Genomic DNA, 18,306 nt, shown 5'->3' with positions numbered 1-18,306 from the left:
GACTCACCCCGATCGAGTTTGAGACACTACACAAGGCCACTCAACCGGCCTGAACACCGCTAACCCCGCGAGTCAACCAAACCGGGGGCAGTCCCTTGGAACGAATGCCATCGGGTACATCTCGACTCGGGTCTGTTCGCGAATCCACCTTCGGCCGGGTTGTGTTTCCTGGGCTGATGGCGTCCGCGTAGACAGCGCAGGGCCTGCGCGGACACTGACGTGTCCGCACAGGCCCCAACGGGCTGTTCCGTCTACCCGAACCGGCCCGTGATGTAGTCCTCGGTCTTGCGCTCGGTCGGGTTCGTGAAGATCTTCTGCGTGTCGTCGTACTCGACCAGCCGGCCCGGGTCGCCCGTCTTCTCGATGGAGAAGAACGCCGTCCGGTCCGACACCCGCGCCGCCTGCTGCATGTTGTGCGTGACGATCACGATGGTGTAGCGGTCCTTGAGCTGCGAGATCAGGTCCTCGATCGCGAGGGTGGAGATCGGGTCGAGGGCCGAACACGGCTCGTCCATGAGCACGATCTGCGGCTCGACGGCGATGGTCCGGGCGATGCACAGCCGCTGCTGCTGACCGCCGGACAGCCCGCCGCCGGGCTTCTTGAGCCGGTCCTTGACCTCGTTCCACAGGTTGGCCCCGCGCAGTGCCTTCTCGGCGGCCTCCTCCAGGGTGGCCTTGCCGCGCACCCCGTTGAGCCGCAGCCCGGCCACCACGTTGTCCATGATCGACATCGTGGGGAACGGGTTGGGGCGCTGGAACACCATGCCGATCATGCGGCGCACGGCGGTGACGTCGACGTCGCGGCCGTACACGTCCTGGTGGTCGACCGTCAGTTTGCCCTCGACGCGCGCGCCCGGCAGTACCTCGTGCATGCGGTTGATGGACCGCAGGAACGTGGACTTTCCGCAGCCGGAGGGCCCGATGAGCGCCGTCACCGACTTGGGCTCGATCGTCATGCTGACGCTGTCGATCGCCTTGAATGCTCCGTAGTACGCGGTCACTCCGGCCGCTTCGATGCGCTTGGCCATCTCAGGTCACCTCGAGAGCTTGCTGCGGCGTGCCAGGAGCTTGGCCGCGACGGTCAGGGTCAGAACAATGACGATCAGGGTGAGCGCCGCGGTCCAGGCCCGCCCGGGGGCGAACTTGGAGGAGTCGGTGGCCTGGTCGTACACGTAGAGCGCCAGGGAGGACTGGCTGGAGAACGGGTCGAAGTTGATCGCCTTGCTCGCACCGGCCACGAGCAGCACCGGGGCGGTCTCACCGGCGGCCCGGGCGATCGCCAGCATGACGCCGGTGACGATGCCGGGGGCGGCGGTCGGGAGCACGATCTTGGTGATCGTCTTCCACTTCGGGATGCCCAGCGCGTACGAGCCCTCGCGGAGCTCGTTCGGCACCAGGCGCAGCATCTCCTCCGTCGACCGGACCACGGTCGGGAGCATCAGCACCGCCAGCGCCAGGGAGGCCGCGAAGCCGGAGAGCACCGGGCGGCCGTCGGCCGAGAACATCGGGGTGATCACCATGACCCAGAAGGCCAGGATGAACAGGCCGGCCACGATCGACGGGATGCCGGTCATGACGTCCACGAAGAACTGGATGGCCTTGGCGAGCTTGCCCCGGCCGTACTCGACGATGTAGACCGCGCCGAGGATGCCCAGCGGCACCGCGATCACCACCGCGATGGCCACCTGCTCCAGGGTCCCGATGATCGCGTGGTACGCCCCGCCGTGCGCGTCGCGTGCCGTGATCAGGTTCATCGAGGTGCCGAAGAAGTTGCCGTCCAGCCGGGCCGTGCCCTTGGTCAGCACCGTGACGATGACGGAGACCAGCGGGATCAGGGCCAGCAGGAACGCGCCGTAGATGAACGACGTGGCCACCCGGTTCCGCGCGGCCCGGGGGCCCTCGACGATCCGGGTCGCGATGTAGAGGCCGACGACGAACAGGACCGCGCTGAACAGGCCCATCAGGACCACGCCGCCCAGGCCCAGCCCGAAGCAGAGCACGGCGGCCACGACCACGGCGGCCGCACCGATGCCGACCGGGGCGAACCGGGGCAACCTGCGTGCGGTGAGTGCGACCATCACCGGAACTCCCTCCGCCGGTACACGATGATCCGGGCGGTCATGTTGACGATCAGGGTGATGGTGAACAGCACCAGGCCGGACGCGATGAGCGCGCCGCGACCGATCTCGCCCGCCTCACCGAAGCCGTTGGCGATGTTGGCGGCGATCGAGTTGCCGCCGACCTCGATCAGGTTGAACGAGATGAGGAAGCCCGCGCCGAGGGTCATCGCCAGGGCGATGGTCTCGCCGAGCGCCCGGCCGAGGCCGAGCAGGACGGCCGCGATGATGCCGGGGCGGCCGTAGGGGAGGACGGAGGTGCGGATCATCTCCCACTTGGTCGCGCCGAGGGCGATGGCCGCCTCTTCGTTCGCGGTGGGGGTCTGCATGAACACCTCGCGGGAGAGCGAGGTGATGATCGGCAGCACCATGATGGCGAGCACGACCGAGCCGAGCAGCACCGACTTGCCGAACGGGCCGTCGCCGCCGAAGATCGGCAGCCAGCCCAGGTTCTGGTTCAGCCAGGTCGACAGTTCGGCGACGGGACCGACCAGGTACTCCCGGCCCCAGAGACCGAACACGATGCTGGGTACCGCGGCGAGCAGGTCGATCACGAAACCGAGCGCCGTGGCCACCCGGCGCGGAGCGTAGTGCGACAGGAAGAGGGCGATCCCGAGTGCGACCGGCACCGCGAGCAGCAGCGCGATCGTCGCGGACAGCACAGTGCCGAACGCGAGGGACGCGATGCCGAACTTGGGGCTCGCGTCGTTGGGGAACCAGCCCTCGTAGGTGAGGAAGTTTTCCTTGTTCGCGTTCAGGGCGGGGATGGCCTTCACGATCAGGAACGTCGCGATGGCCACGATGATCACCAGGACGGTGACGCCCGCGCCGGTGGTCAGCCACCGGAAGATGGTCTCCGCGCCGAAGCGCCGCCGCCGGGGGAGAAGCTCCCCGGCGACGGGCTCGGTGGTCGTACTCGGCAGCATTAGGCTGCGATCTTCGCCGCGACCGCTGCGACCTTGGCCCGGACCGTCTCGTCCAGCGGGGCGTAGCCCAGCTTGGTGAGTACGGCCTGACCGTCCTTGCTGGAGGTGTAGGTCAGGAAGGACTTGATCAGCGGGGCCTTGTCGGTGTTGCCCGCGGTGCAGACGATCTCGTAGGTCACCAGGACCAGCGGGTACGCCTTCGCCTCGGTCGTGTTGTAGTCGATCTTCAGCTTCAGGTCGTCGCCCGTGCCGGTGACCTTGGCGCTCGCGACGGTCGCCGCGGCGGCCTCCGGGGTGAGCGCGACGGCCGCGCCGGACGCGTTGTAGACCTTGGCGATCTTCAGGCCGGCCGACTCCGCGTACGACAGCTCGACGTAGCCGATGGAGCCGGAGGTCTTCGCGACGTCAGCCGCGACGCCGTCGGAACCCTTGGAGCCGACGCCGCCCGGGGCCTTCCACTCCTTGGCCTTGCCGAAGGTCCACGCGTCCTTGGCCGCCGAGGTCAGGTAGTCGGTGAAGTTGTCCGTGGTGCCCGAGCTGTCCGAGCGGTGCACGGACTGGATCGCGGTCTCCGGGAGCTTGACGCCCGCGTTGTCGGCCGCGATGAGCGGGTCGTTCCACTTCGAGATCTTGCCCGAGTAGATCCCGGCGATGGTGGCCGGCTTCAGGGACAGGTTGTCGACACCCTCGACCTTGAAGACGATCGCGATCGGGCCGGTGACCATCGGGAGGTTGACGGCCTTGCCGGTGGCGCAGCGGGCGTCGGCCGGGCCCTGCTCGGTGTCCTTGAGGGCCGAGTCGGAGCCGGCGAAGTCGGCGGTCTTGGCGGTGAAGCCCTGGATGCCGGCGCCGGAGCCGTTGCCGTTGTACTCGATCCTCCCGCCGGGGCAGGCGGTGGTGTAGTTCTTGATCCACTCCGCCATCGCGTTCTTCTGCGCGGAGGAGCCAGCCACGGCGAGCGAGCCGGTCGCACACTCGATCTTGGTGGCGGCCGTGGAGTTGCTGGCACCGGGAGTCGGGGTGTTGTCCGAACCACATGCCGTCAGCGCTAGCGTCGCCGTCAGGCCTACGCCGGCGATCATGCCGAGCCGCTGGAGCTTCACTTCGGTACCTCTCAACGCAGGGAGCCGGCTTACTCACCGGATGCCTGGGACGTTAAGAGCGCCAGGTTGCGGGTTCCCCGAAGTCGGGTGAACGAAGAGTGAACAGGTCTAGCGCTCAGGGTGACGCCGTGCTGTTGGCGAGATGTATGTCACGTTAACGAGGTCACGGGTGACAGGTCAGGACAACGACGGAACTGAAACCCTGTCGGCCGAGTGCGAGCCGCTGACCAGGGACAACTTGCCGGAAGCCACGTCCCATGCGACCAACGGCCGATAGCTGGGATCCCCCAGACGGACGAGTACGACGCCGTCCGCGAGCCAGCCGAGAACGATCGGCGCCGATGGAATGGAACTGTTCAGAAGCTGCTGGACGAGCACTCCGCGCACCTTGCCGGACCGGTCGACGACGACCGTGGCGAACTGCGGAGTGCCGAAACCCTTCTTCGCCGGTACCCGCATCGAGCCCGCGTTGGCCGCGCGCACGATCAGGTCCCCGCGCAGCCACGCCGTGCCCTCCCAGAACCCGACCCACTGCAACCCGTCGTTCACGGCGATGGCGGTGACCTGGCGCGGCGCGCCGGTGGGCAGCGGGGCCAACTCGGAGCTGGGCGGCTCGGCCTCGGTGGCGCTCGCCGGCCAGACCGAGATCGACGGCGCCTTGCCCCCGATCGTGTGGTCCAGCACCACGAGATCCGGGCCGGAACCGACCGCCACCGAAGACACGTCGTACGCGACCGGGCGGGCCACGACCGCCGTCGGGTCGAACACCCGGGACCGGGCGCCGTCCGCGCTGAGCAGCCGGCCGTCCGGCAGCCAGGTCAACTGGGCGTGGAAGCCCCGGACCTCGAACCGGCGGACCACCCCGGTCGGCATGTCCGCCACGAAGATCACGCCCCGCTGGCCGAACGCGGCCCGGGTGCCGTCGGCGGACAGGGAACTGGGCTGCACCCAGCCGGGGATGGACGGGTCGAGGAACTGGATGAGCCGGTACTCGCCGTCGGCGCCCAGCGCGTACACGCCGATGTCGTTGGCGACCAGGGCCAGCGCCCGGGGCGTCGGCCGGCTGGCCAGCGTCGGCGTCTCGGCCGGCGGCTTGAGCTGGGTGGGCAGCGGGCTGGACCGGCGGGGCAGCACCGACAGCTCGGCCGGCTCGGGTACGAACGAGACGACCTTGGGCAGCGAGGTGGGCGGCGGTTCGACGGTCGACTCGGGGGCCGGGGTGGTGGTGATCTGGCTGCTCGCGGCGAACAGCCCGACCAGGGCCACCGCCCCGCCCCCGATCAGCAACCGGCGCCGGCGGATCAGGCCCGCGCCGGCCCACGCGGCGGCGGCCAACTGCTCCGGGGTCTGCACCCAGGACCGGCCGCGCAGGCCGACCTGCACCGGTTCGCCGCCGGTCGCGTCGATGTTCAGGTGCCCGCCGTGCGGGTCGTCGCGCCACTCCTGGAGGTTCTGCTCCAGCCGGTGGGTCACGAACGGCAGCCGTTGGCCTTCCGTGAGCTTCTTCCACCGGGTGGCCAGCGCGCCGAGGGCCTCGCGGAGCGCCGACTCGGTCTGTTGGTCGTGGCCGACGTAGGCGGTCGCGGCGTGACGCAGTTGCCCCACGTGCGTGGAGACGAAGTCCACGTACTCCTCAGGCGGCGACCCCTCCAGCATGGGATTGATACTGGCCGTAACCGGAGGGCAGTGGAAGGGACATCACGTGTTTGTAATGCGTTGGAAACCGACGTCGACCGTCCAACGGGAAAAGCCCAGTTTTTCGTACAGCTTCACGGCGTTCGGGTTGTCCTCGTCCACGTAAAGCATTGTTTGAGATAGACCAAGATCCCTGAGATGGCGCAATCCGGCCACCGTGACCGCCCTGCCGAGTCCGAGGCCCTGGGCATCGGGGTCGACGCCCACCACGTACACCTCTCCGATCGGTTCTTTTCCGTCGGTGTGCACCTTTGTCCAGTGGTAGGCGAGCAATTCCCCGCCGCGCACCGCGAGCAGGAAACCGGCCGGGGAGAACCACGGCTCGGCCATCCGCAGGTCGAGGTCCGCGCGGGTCAGCTTGCCCTGCTCCGGGTGGTGGGCGAACGCGCGCGCGTTGACCCTCAACCACGCGTCCTCGTCGCGGCCCGGCTCGAAGGCCCGGAGCTCCACCCCCTCGGGCAGCTGCGGGGCCTCGATCGGCGCGTACAGCGAACGGCGCATCTGCCACAGCGACCGGTACCGGGCGAAGCCGAGCCGGATCGCCAGGGCACTGGCCGACGGGTGGTCGCCGTGCGCCCACAACCGCAGCCGGCCTTTCGGGTCGGCCTCCTCCGCGATGGCCACCACGGCGTCGACCAGCCGGCGGCCGTGCCCGCGCCGCCGGTGCTGTGGGTGCACGACCAGCTCGGCGGCCGGCCCGTCGACCGGGTCGGAGGTGTCGACGTGGGCGTAGCCGGCCAGGTCCGCGCCCGCCCGGACCAGCGCGTGCTGGCCGGGCGCGCCCGATTTGATCTGAAGGACGACATGCTCCGACAGGGGGTACGCCCCGTCGGTGTTGCCGGCGGTCGACGCGAGCGCCAGCACCTCGTCGACCTGGTCAGGCGTGAGCCGCGCCTCGCGCGTTACAACGATCACCGGGCAACGGTAACCGGCTCCGGTGCCTTGACCTGTTCGCGGCTCGACGGCGGGGTGACGAACTTGTAGCCGACCTGGCGCACGGTGCCGATCATCGACTCGTATTCGCTGCCGAGTTTGGCGCGTAGCCGGCGGACGTGCACGTCCACCGTGCGGGTGCCGCCGAAGTAGTCGTAGCCCCAGACCTCGCGGAGCAGCTGGTCGCGGGTGAACACCCGGCCCTGGTGCTGGGCGAGGAACTTGAGCAGCTCGAACTCCTTGTACGTGAGGTCGAGCGGCCGGCCCTTCAACTTCGCCGCGTACGTGTCCGGGTCGATCGTCAGCTCGCCGGCCTTGATCAGCCCCTCGCCGGGGGCGACGCCGCCGAGCCGGCCCACCGCGAGCCGCAACCGGGCCTCGACCTCGGCCGGGCCGGCGGAGGCGAGCAGCAGGTCGTCGAGGCCCCAGTCGGCGGAGACGGCGATCAGGCCGGCCTCCTCCACCACGGCGAGCATCGGGACGCCCAGGCCGGTGGCGTGCAGCAGCCGGCAGGTCGAACGGGCGTCGGCCAGCTCGCGCCGCGCGTCGACGAGCACGGCGTCGGGGCTCGGACCGGACATCAGCGCCCGGACGTCGCGTTCGGCCACCCGGATCGTGTGCGGGAGAAGGTCGAGGGCGGGCAGCACGGGAAGCTGGGCGGTCGTCAGGACCAGAATCTCCACGTTCGTCACCTCCGGGCGCAATAAAACGCTACCCCGGCTGCAGTGGCGGGCGGATGCAACGAGAATAACAAGGTGACCGCCCCTGACATAGCCTTGAACGAACCGCCGCGTCGTGCCGGCCGCCACACATCGCGGCAGGCCAGGCGCGAGGCGTTGGCCTCCGGCGAGGTGCGCAAGGTCCCGGTGTACAAGCTCCGGTCCCTCGTGCTGGCCGGGATCGCCGTGCTCCTCACCGGCCTGCTGCTCGCCGGCGCCCGCCAGGACCACTGGGTGTACGCCGGGGTCCTGCTCGCCGTCCAGGCCCTCTGCGTGGCCACCTGGCTCAAGGCGACCCGGCCGGCCGGCTGGCCCTTCGTGGGCGGCGTGGCGCTGCTCGTCGGCGCGCTGGCCGACCTCGGCGCGGTGCTGTGGACGAGCACCTCCCTGGCCCCGGTGGCCTACGCGCTCGCCAGCGGCTTCCTGCTCGCCGTCTTCGGCCAGCTCGCCCGGCGCGACGGCCGGTCCCGGCTCACCGAGGCGTTCGCGTCGAACCTGGCCCTGAACGTGCTGGTCGTGGGGTTCCCGGTCGCGTTGGTCCTCATTCGACAGGACAGCGGCGCCCGCACCCTGGGCGTGTGCCTGCTCGCGGCCGGCGCCGCGGTGGCGGTCGCCCGGATCGTCGACATCGTGCCGGTCGGCCCGCGCCTGGCCCCCGACGTGCCCCGCCCGATCCTGGGCCTGCTGCTGGGCATCGCGGCCGGGGTCGGGGTCGCGGTGGCCGCCGCGCAGCTGCGGACGGACCTGCCGGTGCTGCACGCCGTCCTGATGGGCGTCGTCACGGCGGGTGCCGCCGTGCTCGCCGACCTGGCGGTCGCGTACTTCGAAGGGGACGAGAGTGGCAGTGAGTGGACGAACTGGCTAGCCTCGGCGCGGGGGCCGGTGACCGCTTTCGCGGTGGCCATCCCCGTGGCGTACGTGGCGAGCGTTCTGATCCAAGGGGTCTAATCCGTGAAGAGTCATCGGCCAGGCGAGCGTCGGACCATGCCCAAGTGGGCGAAGGTCGTGGTGATCGTCGTCGTGATCCTCGGCATCGCCCTCGTGGCCGCCGACCGGGTGCTGGCCATGGTCGCGGAGAACGTGCTGGCCGACAAGGTCGCCGAGCAGCTCAAGAGCCGTGAGATCACGGCCACGGGCAAGCCGGACGCCACGATCGAGGGCTTCCCCTTCCTCACCCAGGCCGTGGGCGGCGAGTTCGACGCGGTGGAGGTGCACGCCGCCGGGCTGAAGTCCCAGGGGGTGGCGCTCACCGACCTCACGGTCCGCGCGACCGGGGTGAAGGCCGACGTGTCCGCCCTGGCGTCCGGTACGGGCGAGGTGACCGCCGCGAAGGTCACCGGCACCGGCACCGTGCCGTACTCGTCCATCGCGGGCCTCCTCCAGCAGGCCGACCTGACGATCACCGCCGAGAACGGTCAGCTCAAGCTGCGTACCCCGTTCCGGGTCGCCGGCCAGACCTTCCGGGTCGTCGCGACCGGCACGGTGGCCCTGGAGAACGGCCGGGTCCGGCTCACGGTCACCGACTTCCAGGCCGACGGCGGCGGGCTGCCCCCGGCCGCGCAGCCGCTGCTGCGGGCGCTGGCCACCCGGTTGTCCCAGGACATCGCGCTGCCGACCCTGCCCTACGACCTGAAGCTCGAGAAGATCGAGACGGGGAACGAAGGACTCACAGTGCACGCGAGCGCACTCAACGTGCCATTGTCGGGCTGAGATCCGACTCACCCTTCAGTTGATTGGCCGCCCCTGCTAAGGTCCCTGACTATGGCTATGCGGCTCACGAAGCGCCGGGCGATCGACTTGTGTCGAGTCGCCGCCGCACTGTGTCGTCAGGGCTGAGTAGACCCGTCTCTTCGACGCGGCGCCCCTGAAGCTGTGAGCCCCGGCCGTTCCGGCCAGATCTCCGTTGTTCTTCTGTGCAGCTGAACTCTGTATTCCGGCAGAGTTCGGTCATGGCGTCGCATCCCCACACCGTCTTTTCTATGCACAAAAGGGGCAACTCTATGAGCCGCGACACCGCGCTCGTCTCCGCCGAGTGGGCGGAGCAGAACCTCGACCAGTCCGGCCTCGTGTTCGTCGAGGTCGACGAGGACACCGCCGCGTACGCCACCGGGCACATCCCCGGCGCCGTCCGGCTGGACTGGAAGACCGAGCTGCAGGACCAGGTCCGCCGCGACTTCGTCGACCAGAACCAGTTCTCCGAGCTGCTGTCCGCCAAGGGCATCAGCAACGACGACACCGTGATCCTGTACGGCGGCAACAACAACTGGTTCGCCGCCTACGCGTACTGGTACTTCAAGCTGTACGGCCACGGCGACGTCAAGCTGCTCGACGGCGGCCGCAAGAAGTGGGAGCTCGACGGTCGGGCCCTCACCACCGAGGTGGCGGACCGCAAGCCGACCGAGTACGCGGCCCAGCCGCAGGACCTGTCGATCCGCGCGTTCCGCGACGAGGTGCTCGACGCGATCGGCGTCGCGAACCTGGTCGACGTGCGCAGCCCCGACGAGTACGCGGGCCGGCTCCTCGCCCCCGCGCACCTGCCGCAGGAGCAGTCGCAGCGCGCCGGTCACATCCCGACCGCCATCAGCGTCCCGTGGTCGAAGGCGGCCAACGAGGACGGCACCTTCAAGTCCGACGCGGAGCTGCAGGCGCTCTACGCGGATCTCGAGGACAAGCCGACCATCGCGTACTGCCGGATCGGCGAGCGCTCCTCGCACACCTGGTTCGTGCTGAAGGAGCTGCTCGGGCAGCAGAACGTGAAGAACTACGACGGATCCTGGACCGAGTACGGCTCGCTGGTGGGCGTCCCCGTCGCCCTCGGCGACAACCCTGGAGGTAAGTAGACATGGCTACTGCGACTGTTTCCGCCGCGAGCTGCGCTGCCCCCGACCAGGCGGCACCGATCCCGGCCAGTGTGGACCTGGAGAAGGAGACCGTGGTCTCCGGCGTCGTGCTGGCGGGCGACCAGCCGGTCCCGGGCGCGTACGTGCGCCTGCTCGACGCCACGGGTGAGTTCACGGCCGAGGTCGTGACGTCGGCGGAGGGCGTGTTCCGCTTCTTCGCCGCGCCGGGCACGTGGACTCTGCGGGCACTGTCCCGGGCCGGCAACGGCGACGCCGTCGTCGCTGTCGACCGGGGCGTGTCCCAGGTGACCGTCAAGGTCGCATAGGTTTACCGGCCCGCCTATCGGGCCGGTAAGAAAAGGGAGTCGGTACGCGGGCGGCGCACCGACTCCCTTTTTCATACCCGCACCCGGCCAGGCGAGCCCCGATCCCAGGGACGGCGGGCCCCACCAGCCCGGCCGCCCGGCCCGAGCCCAGCGCGCCCACCCGGCCCGAGCCCAGCCCGCCCAACCCGGCCGCCGGACCCGAAGCGCGCCCGCTCCGACCAGTACCCGTCGAGGTCTGGTCCTGTTGCGTGGCGACGGAAAAGCGCCCGGCCCCCCTGTGAGGGAGCCGGGCGCTTCGCCGTACCGGACGAACTAGCAGAGGCTCAGCCACGCGCGGTCCGAGCGGTCGCTCGACCCCGTGCGGTTGGCGTCACCGGCGTAGGTCGCGTCGTACTTGCCGCCCAGGATCACCCAGGCCAGCAGCTCGACCGTGAGCCGCCGGGTGCTGCACGCCGCCTCGCCGTTCGCGTCGGTGACCGCGGTGCAGTAGACGATGCCGTTGCGGGCCATCGAGACGGTCTTACCGGCCAGCGGCGAACCGTCGCCGGCGGTCAGCCGCGCGGAGAACGTGACGCTCAGCTGCGCGATCCGCAGGTGCGCGCCCTCGGCGACCAGCTTGGAGCCGGCCTTCGAGACGACCTGGGTGTACGTGCCGGTGCTGCCCGAGTGCGTCGCGTCGCCCGCGTAGGTGGCGGTCACCGCGTGGCTGCCCACGGACAGCGTGTTCACGGAGATGCTGGCCTGGCCGGTGCCGTTGAGCGTCCCGGTGCCCAGGATGGTCGAGCCCTCGGAGAACGTGACGGTGCCGGTCGCGACCGGGCCGGCGGAGCTGACGGTCGCGGTCAGGGTGGCGGCCGCGCCGTAGACGGTCGGCGCGCCGGTCAGGGCGAGGGTGGTCTCGTTGCTGAACGTCGCGTCGCCCTCGACGGCGGTGCTGGCGGTGTTGCCGGCCGCGTCGGTGACCCGCAGCTCGATCCGCTTCGGGCCGTTACCGGCGGACAGCGCGAACGGCGCGCCGCTGGCGCACGGGGCCCACGCGGTCTCGGCGGGCAGCGTGTTGCGGCACTCGGTGGCCGCGACGCCCGACAGGGTCGGCTGGTCGGCCGCCGTGAAGGTCAGCGCGACGGTCGCCGTGGTGGCGTGGAAGCCGGTCGCCGGGGCGGTCAGCGACACGGTCGGGGCGACCTTGTCGATGCCGAGGACGGTGTCGACCTCGGTCGGCAGCTCGGAGACGGTGTTGTTGGGGCCGATGGCGACCGCGTAGAGGCCCCAGAGGCCGTTGGCCGGCTTGTTGGGGAACGTGGACACGATCTGCCCGTCCGGGCTGTCCGGGGTCACCTCGGAGCCGCTGGTGATGTGGCTGGAGCCGACCCGACGCCCGCCGGGGCCGCACGGGTCCGCCCGGGTGTGGCTGGTCGGCATCGTGAACAGCCCGGTGGCGTCGCCGCCCGCCGGGATGCCCTCGGCCGAGTAGATGCCGCACATCACGGCGGAGTAGCGCGGCACGGCCGGGTCGCCGCTGCTGGCGTAGAAGCCGCTGGTGACCTCGACGCCGTTGTACCAGAGCTTGGCGGGCGCGGCGGCGTGCGCGGAGAGCACACCGGCGGCGGCCAGGGAGCGGGCCGCGAATCCGGCCGGGGCTTCCTCGGCCTGGGCGTCCGCGTACGCGATGTCGGCGGCCAGGAGAGCGTCGTTGGCGTAGCTGTACTCGTCCTCCCAGTCGGCGAGCGCCGACCCCGGGGTGACGGCGACCAGGGCGACCGCGCAGAGGGCTGCGGTGCGCACGGCGCGACGGATTCGTACTTTCTGAGTGGTCATGCGACATCCCTGCGATCGAGGGGGAGAGTAATGCTCGCAGGAGATTTATCGTGTCGCGTACCGCCAGCGCAAATCCTGATCGGAATTGTGTCGGAACACTTGACGCTGAAAGCTATCCGTGGTCGCGTTTCGCGTCCGCCGCACGGGAGGCCAGGCCACGGATCAGCAGGTCGAGTCCGAATTCGAATCGCACGTCGCCGTCGCCGGTAGTCAATAGTCCGGCCAGCTCGACAATATTGGGAAAGCGGTCAGTCGGCAACTGGCGGAAATACTGACCGATAGCCGCCACGTATGCGATTCCCGCTTCTTCCCCACCCGCCTGGAGCAGGTGCAGGCCGTTCTCGTAGGCGTGCGCGACCGCGTACAGCGAGAGGATGTCCGCCGCCCACGCGCAGTCCTGGTCGGGCACGCCGCCGGCCCGCAGGAGCGCGAGCAGCGCCTCGGAGGCCGCCAGCGAGTTCGGCCCGGTCGGGATGCGGGCGAGTGCCGCCCGGCCGAGGTCCTTGTGGCTGACGAGCACCCGCTCCAACTCGCGGATGAACTCCTTGGCCCGGTCCTGCCAGTGCTCGGCGCTGGGCTCGGACAGCCGCATCTCGCCGGCCGCCTGGTCGAGCAGCAGCGCGTACAGCTCGTCCTTGTTGGCCACGTGCGCGTACAGCGACGCGGGGCCGGTGTCGAGCTCGTCGGCGATCCGGCGCATCGTGACCGCGTCGAGCCCCTCGGCGTCCAGGATCCGGAACGCGGCGGCCAGGATCGCCTCCCGGCTCAGCGGGAGCTTGGCCGGGCGGCGCTTGGGGGCGCGCTGTTCCCAGGGGGGTACCGGAAGGGTCATGCCGGTCAGCGTACTCCATCACGAACGCCGTTCGTGTGACGAACAATGTTCTTGACACGAACACTGTTCCACATGTAGAACGGTGTTCGTTGATTACGAACGGCGTTCGGAGACTCCGATGACCCTCACCCAGACCGCCCCCGCCGACACCGGCGCGGCCCCCTACAAGCACCGGTGGCTGGTCCTGGCCACGGTCCTGGCCGCCGAGGTCATGGACCTGCTCGACTCCACGATCATCAATGTGGCGGCACCGTCGATCCAACGGTCGGTCGGCGGCACGTTCACCACCATCCAGTGGATCGCCGCCGGCTACACGCTCGCCTTCGCCGTCATGCTGATCACCGGCGGCCGGCTCGGCGACATCTTCGGCCGCAAACGCATGTTCCTGCTCGGCGCGGCCGGGTTCACCCTCGCCTCCGTCGCCTGCGCCGTCTGCCAGACCCCGGGCCAGCTGATCGTCGCCCGCGTCCTCCAGGGCGCCCTCGGCGCGATCATGATTCCGCAGGGCCTCGGCGTCATCAAGGCCGTGTTCCCGCCCAAGGAGATGGGCGCGGCGTTCGGGGCGTTCGGGCCGGTCATGGGCCTGTCCGCCGTCTGCGGCCCCATCCTCGCCGGCAGCCTGATCAGCGCCGACTGGTTCGGCACCGGCTGGCGGATGATCTTCCTGATCAACGTGCCGCTGGGCCTGGTCGCCTTCCTCGCCGCCTGGAAGTTCATGCCCGAGGGCGGCTCCCCCGACAAGCCCCGCCTCGACCTGCTCGGCGCGCTGCTCGTCACCGCCGGCTCCCTCGCCCTGATCTACCCGCTGGTCCAGGGCCAGGAGCAGGGCTGGCCGGTCTGGATGTACGTCCTGATGGCCTCGTCCGTGCCGATCTTCGCCCTCTTCACCTGGTACCAGAGCCGCCGCAAGGACTCCCCGCTCGTCGAGCCCACCCTGCTCCGGCAGCGCGCGTTCACCGGCGGCCTCGCGGTCTTCCTGGTCTTCTTCGCCGCCATGGTCGGCTTCATGCTGATCTTCGGCCTGTTCGCGCAGTTCGGCCTGGGCTACAGCCCCCTCAAGGCCGGCCTGAACATGGCGCCGTGGTCCTTCGGGATCGCGATCGGCGCGGTGCTGGCCGGGGCGGTGCTGGCCCCCCGGATGGGGCGGCGGGTCGTACACCTCGGACTGGTCGTGATGGGTGTCGGTCAGGTCGGGATCTGGTTCACCCTCCAGCACTACGGCACCGCCGTCACCGTGTGGAACTTCCTGCCCGCGACCCTGCTCAGCGGGATCGGCATGGGCCTGGCCATGGTGCCGCTGTTCGACTTCATCCTCGCCGGGGTGAGCGAGCGCGAGGTCGGCTCGGCGTCCGGCGTGCTCAACGCGTTCCAGCAACTGGGCGGTGCGATCGGCGTGGCGCTGCTGGGCACGCTCTTCTTCAAGGACCTGACCGGAAAGGGCCACGAGCCGACGGGTACGGACTTCGTGCACGTCACCCAGAACATGCTCTGGATCAGCATGGCCCTCTACGCGCTGACGTTCGCCCTGGTCTTCCTCCTGCCCAAGCGCGCCCGGGAGGAGCCGGCCCACTAGGTGACGCAGGTCAGGGTTCAGTCAGGGCGATCACCTATGTCCGTTGTGTGGTCCACAGGGGAGTCTCTGATCATGAGATCTCTGAGAGTCCTGGCGGCCACCGTGGCCGCGGGGGTCGCCCTGATCCCCGCCGCCGCGGCCCACGCGACGCCCCCTCCTGCGGGGCCCAAGCTGGCCCTGCCGCACGTCACCGGCCCGTGGAAGGTCGGACAGCACACCCTGCACCTCACCGACCCCGCGCGCGCCGACCCGTGGGTCCCCGCCGAACGCCGCGAACTCATGGTCACCCTGTGGTACCCGGCGCGGTCCGCGAGCAGCCGGCCCGCCCGGTACCTCACGGCGCAGGAGTCCGCGCTCATGGTCCGCAGCTTCGGCAACCCCGACATCCCCGAGGACCTGCTCACCAAGGTCCGCACCCACGCCACAGTGGACGCCCCCGCCCTCGGCGGCAGGGCCCCGCTCGTCATCCTCTCGCCCGGCTTCACCCTGCCCCGCGAGACGCTGTCCGCCCAGGCCGAGGGGGGCTACGTCGTCGCCGGCATCGGCCACAACTACGAGTCCACCGCGATCACCTTCCCCGACGGGCACACCACCGAGTGCGCGGCCTGCGCCATCGGCGACTGGCCGAAGCTCGTCACGGCCCGCGCCGCCGACGTGTCCTTCGTCCTCGACCAGCTCACCGGCCCGCGCCCCGTCTGGGGCGGCGGCCGGCTGATCGACGCCCGCCGGATCGCGATGATCGGCCACTCCATCGGCGGCGCCGCCACCGCGCCCGCCATGCTCGCCGACCGCCGGATCGACGCCGGGGCCATGCTCGACGGCGCGTACTACCTGCCCGTCACCGGCCTGGACCGGCCGTTCCTCCAGTTCGGGGAGCCCTCGCACGCGCCCGGCGCCGGCGACGACCGGTCCTGGGACACCGAGTGGCCGCGGATGACCGGCTGGAAGCGGTGGATCACCGTCGACGGCGGGGACCACAACATGTTCACCGATCAGCTGTTGCTCATCCAGCAGGCCGGGGTGGAGATCCCGGGGCTGGGGATCGATCCGCTGCGGGGGATCCGGCTCAGTCAGGCGTATCTGACGGCGTTCGTGGACCAGCATCTGCGGGGCGGGTCCGGGCGGCTGCTGGACGGGCCGTCGGCGTGCTACTCCGAGGTGCGGTTCTGGCACCCGTGAGGGTTCTCTGATCCTGGACGGGTACCCGTCCGAGCGGCTCGCCGGGGTTGACCCTGGCGAGCCGTTTCGCAACTCCTCGCAACTTCCTTGACCGCGTGGCGTTCGCGACCGAACACTGTCGATGCGCAACAATCCGCAACCACGACAGGGAGTTTTCGGGTTGGGGGATCGTTGATCGCTATCACCGACGAGCAGTTCGGCGACCTTGTTGCCGGCTTCGATGACAATTTCATTCACCTGGAAACCCGGGACGCCTACGGCACCACGGTCGAGCTGCCGCACATGGCGAAGTGGGCGGCCGGGGAGCACGACGACCTGGAGTGGTTGCAGGACTGGTGCGCCAACCTTCGGCGGAAGCGCGCCGCCGGGAAATCGATGCGTCGGGCGCGCATCGTGTCTGAACCGTTGAGCGACTATCAGCGCTGGTCACACAGCATCGCCCAGCCGATGGTCGATGCCGGGGAAGATATCCGGTGGGTTCCTCGACGGCTCGTGTCCTCGATCGCGTTCCCCGGCAACGACTTCTACGTCTTCGACAATCGGACAGTCATGTTCCTGATCTACGCAGGAAGCGGTCTGGCCGCCGAAAAGCTCGTCTCCACCGATCCCGCAGACGTGCGGCTCTGCCTGTCCGCCTTCGAAGCCGCATGGAAGTTGGCAGTACCTCACCGTGGGTACACGCCCGTCTAGTTCCGCCAAACAGGCGCAGAGTGAGCTGGGTTCTCGACTCCGCGACCGGAAACCCTTTCCTGACGGGTACCCGTCTGAGTGGCTTGTCGGGGATGTCTCTAGCGAGCCGCTTCCGTGGCTGGTCCGCCTCCCTGGTCTCCAGGGGTCTAGAGCCGGCTGAAGAAGGGCAGCGCCACGGCCGCGACCGTGACGAGGGCCGCCATGGCGCTGACCAGCACGGTGAGCGGGGCGCGCCGCTCGTGGTGGGTGCAGGCTGTCCGGCGGGACGCTCTTCGACACCTATTCGGACAGCTTCGACCGGGTGTGGTCGAGTTCCGAGAGCGTGTGGACCGGAGAAAGTGGCAAGGTGTCGGTATGGCACGGATAGAGCACCTCAATGACCCCGACGCTCCGCAGGCGAACAGCATCGTGGTGGCGGTGACCGCGTTCGTCCTCGACGACCAGGGGCGGGTGCTGCTCATCAGGCGTAGCGACAACGACCTGTGGGCGTTGCCGGGCGGGGCGCAGGACTTCGGGGAGTACATCGCGCAGACCGTGGTGCGCGAGACCAGGGAAGAGGCTGGAATCGACGTCGAGGTCACTGGAGTGGTGGGGATCTACACCAATCCGAACCACGTCGTGGAGTACTCCGATGGCGAGGTTCGTCAGCAGTTCTCGATCTGCTTCACGGCCAACCCGGTCGGCGGCGAACTGGCGACCAGCGACGAGTCCACCGAAGTTCGCTGGGTGGCCCAGAGCGAGCTGGACGGGCTCCAGATCAACCCGTCGATGCGCCTGCGGATCGACCACGGCTTCGAGCGCAGGCAGCGGCCCTACATCGGGTGACCGGCCTGCCTCAGGCGGTCCTCGACCCGGCGGACAGTGGTGACGATCTCTGGGCGGGCCCGCTGGATGAAGCGGGTGACGATGTGCTCGGGCCCGTATCGGGAGTGGATCTCGACCAGGCGGCTCTCGACGTCGAAGTTCTGGCCGTCCGGGCCCGTGGTCATGTCGCAGTACCAGAGTTCGTCGGCGACCGGGGACTGCTCCCGCACGAACTCCGACTTCAGATCATCCGCGAGCCCGCGTTCCTCCGCCTCGACGTGGGCGCAGGAGTGGTGCGCGACGAGGCAGACCACCCGGTCATCGAACCCCTGCTCCCGCAGCCACCGGGCACCGTCGAGGGGGTGGAAGCCCGTTTCGACCAAGTCGGGGGCGTAGCCGATGTCATGCAGCCAGGCGGCGGCGATGAGAACCTGGCGTGCGGTCTCATCGAGTGCATCGGACAACTGCTCGGCTTTCTCGGCGACGGCCTGAACGTGCTTCCAGCGACGCGGAAGGGTGTCGGCCAGCTTCGCCTCGGCAAGCGCACGAGCCGTGCTCACCAGGTCAGTCATGCCTCGCAGGCTAACGACCAATCCTGTCGGAGGCGGACGGTTGTCCTGGATTCTAGGACCAGGCACGGGCCATCAGATGTCCCAAGACGTCCCCTGCGCCTACCCGCAGCGTGACCTCCCGGACGTCCCGCTGAGGTGGAGACGCTGGGTTCGGGTATCCCATTTGGGGTGATCGTCGC

General features: G+C 69.6%; 19 protein-coding genes. 9 read left to right on the top strand and 10 right to left on the bottom strand.

What is annotated here, in order from left to right; translation table 11 throughout:
• Positions 1 to 251: 251 nt before the first annotated feature.
• The 7 genes from pstB to AB0M43_RS32540 all read right to left on the bottom strand — a co-directional run bounded on the left by pstB (position 252) and on the right by AB0M43_RS32540 (position 7,457).
• Positions 252 to 1,028 carry a phosphate ABC transporter ATP-binding protein PstB gene (pstB, locus tag AB0M43_RS32570; protein ID WP_363729863.1) on the bottom strand — a complete coding sequence of 259 codons (777 nt, stop codon included), beginning with the start codon at positions 1,026 to 1,028 and terminating at the stop codon, positions 252 to 254.
• A 6-nt stretch (positions 1,029 to 1,034) separates the two neighbouring features.
• Positions 1,035 to 2,078, bottom strand: coding sequence for a phosphate ABC transporter permease PstA (pstA, locus tag AB0M43_RS32565; protein ID WP_363729931.1), 1,044 nt, complete (start codon positions 2,076 to 2,078; stop codon positions 1,035 to 1,037).
• Positions 2,078 to 3,043, bottom strand: a complete 966-nt coding sequence (gene pstC / locus AB0M43_RS32560) for a phosphate ABC transporter permease subunit PstC (RefSeq protein ID WP_363729860.1) — start codon at positions 3,041 to 3,043, stop codon at positions 2,078 to 2,080. Before pstC ends, pstA begins: the two co-directional genes overlap by 1 nt.
• Positions 3,043 to 4,146 carry a phosphate ABC transporter substrate-binding protein PstS gene (pstS, locus tag AB0M43_RS32555; protein WP_363729857.1) on the bottom strand — a complete coding sequence of 368 codons (1,104 nt, stop codon included), beginning with the start codon at positions 4,144 to 4,146 and terminating at the stop codon, positions 3,043 to 3,045. The genes pstC and pstS overlap by 1 nt, the downstream gene beginning before the upstream one ends.
• 177 nt (positions 4,147 to 4,323) lie before the next feature.
• On the bottom strand, positions 4,324 to 5,802 hold the full coding sequence (locus AB0M43_RS32550; RefSeq protein ID WP_363729854.1) for a hypothetical protein: 1,479 nt from the start codon (positions 5,800 to 5,802) through the stop codon (positions 4,324 to 4,326).
• A 42-nt stretch (positions 5,803 to 5,844) separates the two neighbouring features.
• Positions 5,845 to 6,756, bottom strand: a complete 912-nt coding sequence (mshD, locus tag AB0M43_RS32545; protein ID WP_363729852.1) for a mycothiol synthase — start codon at positions 6,754 to 6,756, stop codon at positions 5,845 to 5,847.
• A complete protein-coding gene (locus tag AB0M43_RS32540) occupies positions 6,753 to 7,457 on the bottom strand; it encodes a response regulator transcription factor (RefSeq protein ID WP_363729850.1) in 705 nt (234 codons plus the stop codon). Before AB0M43_RS32540 ends, mshD begins: the two co-directional genes overlap by 4 nt.
• A 168-nt stretch (positions 7,458 to 7,625) precedes the next feature.
• On the opposite strand from AB0M43_RS32540, the gene AB0M43_RS32535 reads away from it, so the two are divergent.
• The 5 genes from AB0M43_RS32535 to AB0M43_RS32515 all read left to right on the top strand — a co-directional run bounded on the left by AB0M43_RS32535 (position 7,626) and on the right by AB0M43_RS32515 (position 10,659).
• Complete coding sequence (locus AB0M43_RS32535) at positions 7,626 to 8,441, top strand: hypothetical protein (RefSeq protein WP_363729847.1); 816 nt, start codon at positions 7,626 to 7,628, stop codon at positions 8,439 to 8,441.
• 36 nt (positions 8,442 to 8,477) lie between these two features.
• Complete coding sequence (locus AB0M43_RS32530; protein ID WP_363729845.1) at positions 8,478 to 9,203, top strand: DUF2993 domain-containing protein; 726 nt, start codon at positions 8,478 to 8,480, stop codon at positions 9,201 to 9,203.
• A gap of 51 nt (positions 9,204 to 9,254) precedes the next feature.
• Positions 9,255 to 9,329: a putative leader peptide gene (locus tag AB0M43_RS32525; RefSeq protein WP_363729929.1), complete on the top strand. Its 75-nt coding sequence runs from the start codon at positions 9,255 to 9,257 to the stop codon at positions 9,327 to 9,329.
• A 164-nt stretch (positions 9,330 to 9,493) separates the two neighbouring features.
• Positions 9,494 to 10,333 (top strand): sulfurtransferase, encoded by an 840-nt coding sequence (locus tag AB0M43_RS32520; protein WP_363729843.1) that lies wholly within the window; start codon positions 9,494 to 9,496, stop codon positions 10,331 to 10,333.
• Between the two features lie 2 nt (positions 10,334 to 10,335).
• Positions 10,336 to 10,659 carry a DUF1416 domain-containing protein gene (locus tag AB0M43_RS32515; protein WP_363729840.1) on the top strand — a complete coding sequence of 108 codons (324 nt, stop codon included), beginning with the start codon at positions 10,336 to 10,338 and terminating at the stop codon, positions 10,657 to 10,659.
• Positions 10,660 to 10,971: 312 nt separating this feature from the next.
• Here the strand turns inward: AB0M43_RS32515 and AB0M43_RS32510 are convergent, their stop codons facing one another.
• Together AB0M43_RS32510 and AB0M43_RS32505 are read right to left on the bottom strand one after the other, a co-directional pair.
• Complete coding sequence (locus AB0M43_RS32510) at positions 10,972 to 12,477, bottom strand: Ig-like domain repeat protein (RefSeq protein ID WP_363729838.1); 1,506 nt, start codon at positions 12,475 to 12,477, stop codon at positions 10,972 to 10,974.
• Positions 12,478 to 12,589: 112 nt separating this feature from the next.
• Positions 12,590 to 13,309 (bottom strand): TetR/AcrR family transcriptional regulator, encoded by a 720-nt coding sequence (locus AB0M43_RS32505; protein ID WP_363729835.1) that lies wholly within the window; start codon positions 13,307 to 13,309, stop codon positions 12,590 to 12,592.
• A 118-nt stretch (positions 13,310 to 13,427) separates the two neighbouring features.
• Here AB0M43_RS32505 and AB0M43_RS32500 point away from each other — a divergent pair, with 118 nt between their 5' ends.
• The 4 genes from AB0M43_RS32500 to AB0M43_RS32485 all read left to right on the top strand — a co-directional run bounded on the left by AB0M43_RS32500 (position 13,428) and on the right by AB0M43_RS32485 (position 17,576).
• Positions 13,428 to 14,882, top strand: a complete 1,455-nt coding sequence (locus tag AB0M43_RS32500) for an MFS transporter (protein WP_363729833.1) — start codon at positions 13,428 to 13,430, stop codon at positions 14,880 to 14,882.
• A 72-nt stretch (positions 14,883 to 14,954) separates the two neighbouring features.
• The gene (locus AB0M43_RS32495) at positions 14,955 to 16,061 is read left to right on the top strand and encodes a lipase (protein ID WP_363729830.1); all 1,107 of its coding nucleotides are present in this window, start codon (positions 14,955 to 14,957) and stop codon (positions 16,059 to 16,061) included.
• Positions 16,062 to 16,232: 171 nt separating this feature from the next.
• Positions 16,233 to 16,751 carry a DUF6879 family protein gene (locus AB0M43_RS32490; protein WP_363729828.1) on the top strand — a complete coding sequence of 173 codons (519 nt, stop codon included), beginning with the start codon at positions 16,233 to 16,235 and terminating at the stop codon, positions 16,749 to 16,751.
• 354 nt (positions 16,752 to 17,105) lie between these two features.
• Positions 17,106 to 17,576: an NUDIX domain-containing protein gene (locus tag AB0M43_RS32485; RefSeq protein ID WP_363729827.1), complete on the top strand. Its 471-nt coding sequence runs from the start codon at positions 17,106 to 17,108 to the stop codon at positions 17,574 to 17,576.
• Here AB0M43_RS32485 and AB0M43_RS32480 read toward each other — a convergent pair.
• Complete coding sequence (locus tag AB0M43_RS32480) at positions 17,564 to 18,127, bottom strand: HD domain-containing protein (protein ID WP_363729825.1); 564 nt, start codon at positions 18,125 to 18,127, stop codon at positions 17,564 to 17,566. The two genes, AB0M43_RS32485 and AB0M43_RS32480, sit on opposite strands and share 13 nt — an antisense overlap.
• Between the last annotated feature and the right edge of the window lie 179 nt (positions 18,128 to 18,306).

It is taken from the genome of Longispora sp. NPDC051575, from assembly GCF_040681875.1.
Classification (GTDB): Bacteria; Actinomycetota; Actinomycetes; order Mycobacteriales; family Micromonosporaceae; genus Longispora.
This window is presented reverse-complemented; position numbering and strand designations above follow the sequence as displayed.

What these genes read in the sequence shown, in the direction of transcription:
- pstB (WP_363729863.1), bottom strand. Translation starts at nt 1,028, where the DNA reads ATGGCCAAGCGCATCGAAGCGGCCGGAGTGACCGCGTACTACGGAGCA.
- pstA (WP_363729931.1), bottom strand. Translation starts at nt 2,078, where the DNA reads ATGGTCGCACTCACCGCACGCAGGTTGCCCCGGTTCGCCCCGGTCGGC.
- pstC (WP_363729860.1), bottom strand. Translation starts at nt 3,043, where the DNA reads ATGCTGCCGAGTACGACCACCGAGCCCGTCGCCGGGGAGCTTCTCCCC.
- AB0M43_RS32550 (WP_363729854.1), bottom strand. Translation starts at nt 5,802, where the DNA reads ATGCTGGAGGGGTCGCCGCCTGAGGAGTACGTGGACTTCGTCTCCACG.
- AB0M43_RS32530 (WP_363729845.1), top strand. Translation starts at nt 8,478, where the DNA reads ATGCCCAAGTGGGCGAAGGTCGTGGTGATCGTCGTCGTGATCCTCGGC.
- AB0M43_RS32520 (WP_363729843.1), top strand. Translation starts at nt 9,494, where the DNA reads ATGAGCCGCGACACCGCGCTCGTCTCCGCCGAGTGGGCGGAGCAGAAC.
- AB0M43_RS32515 (WP_363729840.1), top strand. Translation starts at nt 10,336, where the DNA reads ATGGCTACTGCGACTGTTTCCGCCGCGAGCTGCGCTGCCCCCGACCAG.
- AB0M43_RS32510 (WP_363729838.1), bottom strand. Translation starts at nt 12,477, where the DNA reads ATGACCACTCAGAAAGTACGAATCCGTCGCGCCGTGCGCACCGCAGCC.
- AB0M43_RS32505 (WP_363729835.1), bottom strand. Translation starts at nt 13,309, where the DNA reads ATGACCCTTCCGGTACCCCCCTGGGAACAGCGCGCCCCCAAGCGCCGC.
- AB0M43_RS32500 (WP_363729833.1), top strand. Translation starts at nt 13,428, where the DNA reads ATGACCCTCACCCAGACCGCCCCCGCCGACACCGGCGCGGCCCCCTAC.
- AB0M43_RS32495 (WP_363729830.1), top strand. Translation starts at nt 14,955, where the DNA reads ATGAGATCTCTGAGAGTCCTGGCGGCCACCGTGGCCGCGGGGGTCGCC.
- AB0M43_RS32485 (WP_363729827.1), top strand. Translation starts at nt 17,106, where the DNA reads ATGGCACGGATAGAGCACCTCAATGACCCCGACGCTCCGCAGGCGAAC.
- AB0M43_RS32480 (WP_363729825.1), bottom strand. Translation starts at nt 18,127, where the DNA reads ATGACTGACCTGGTGAGCACGGCTCGTGCGCTTGCCGAGGCGAAGCTG.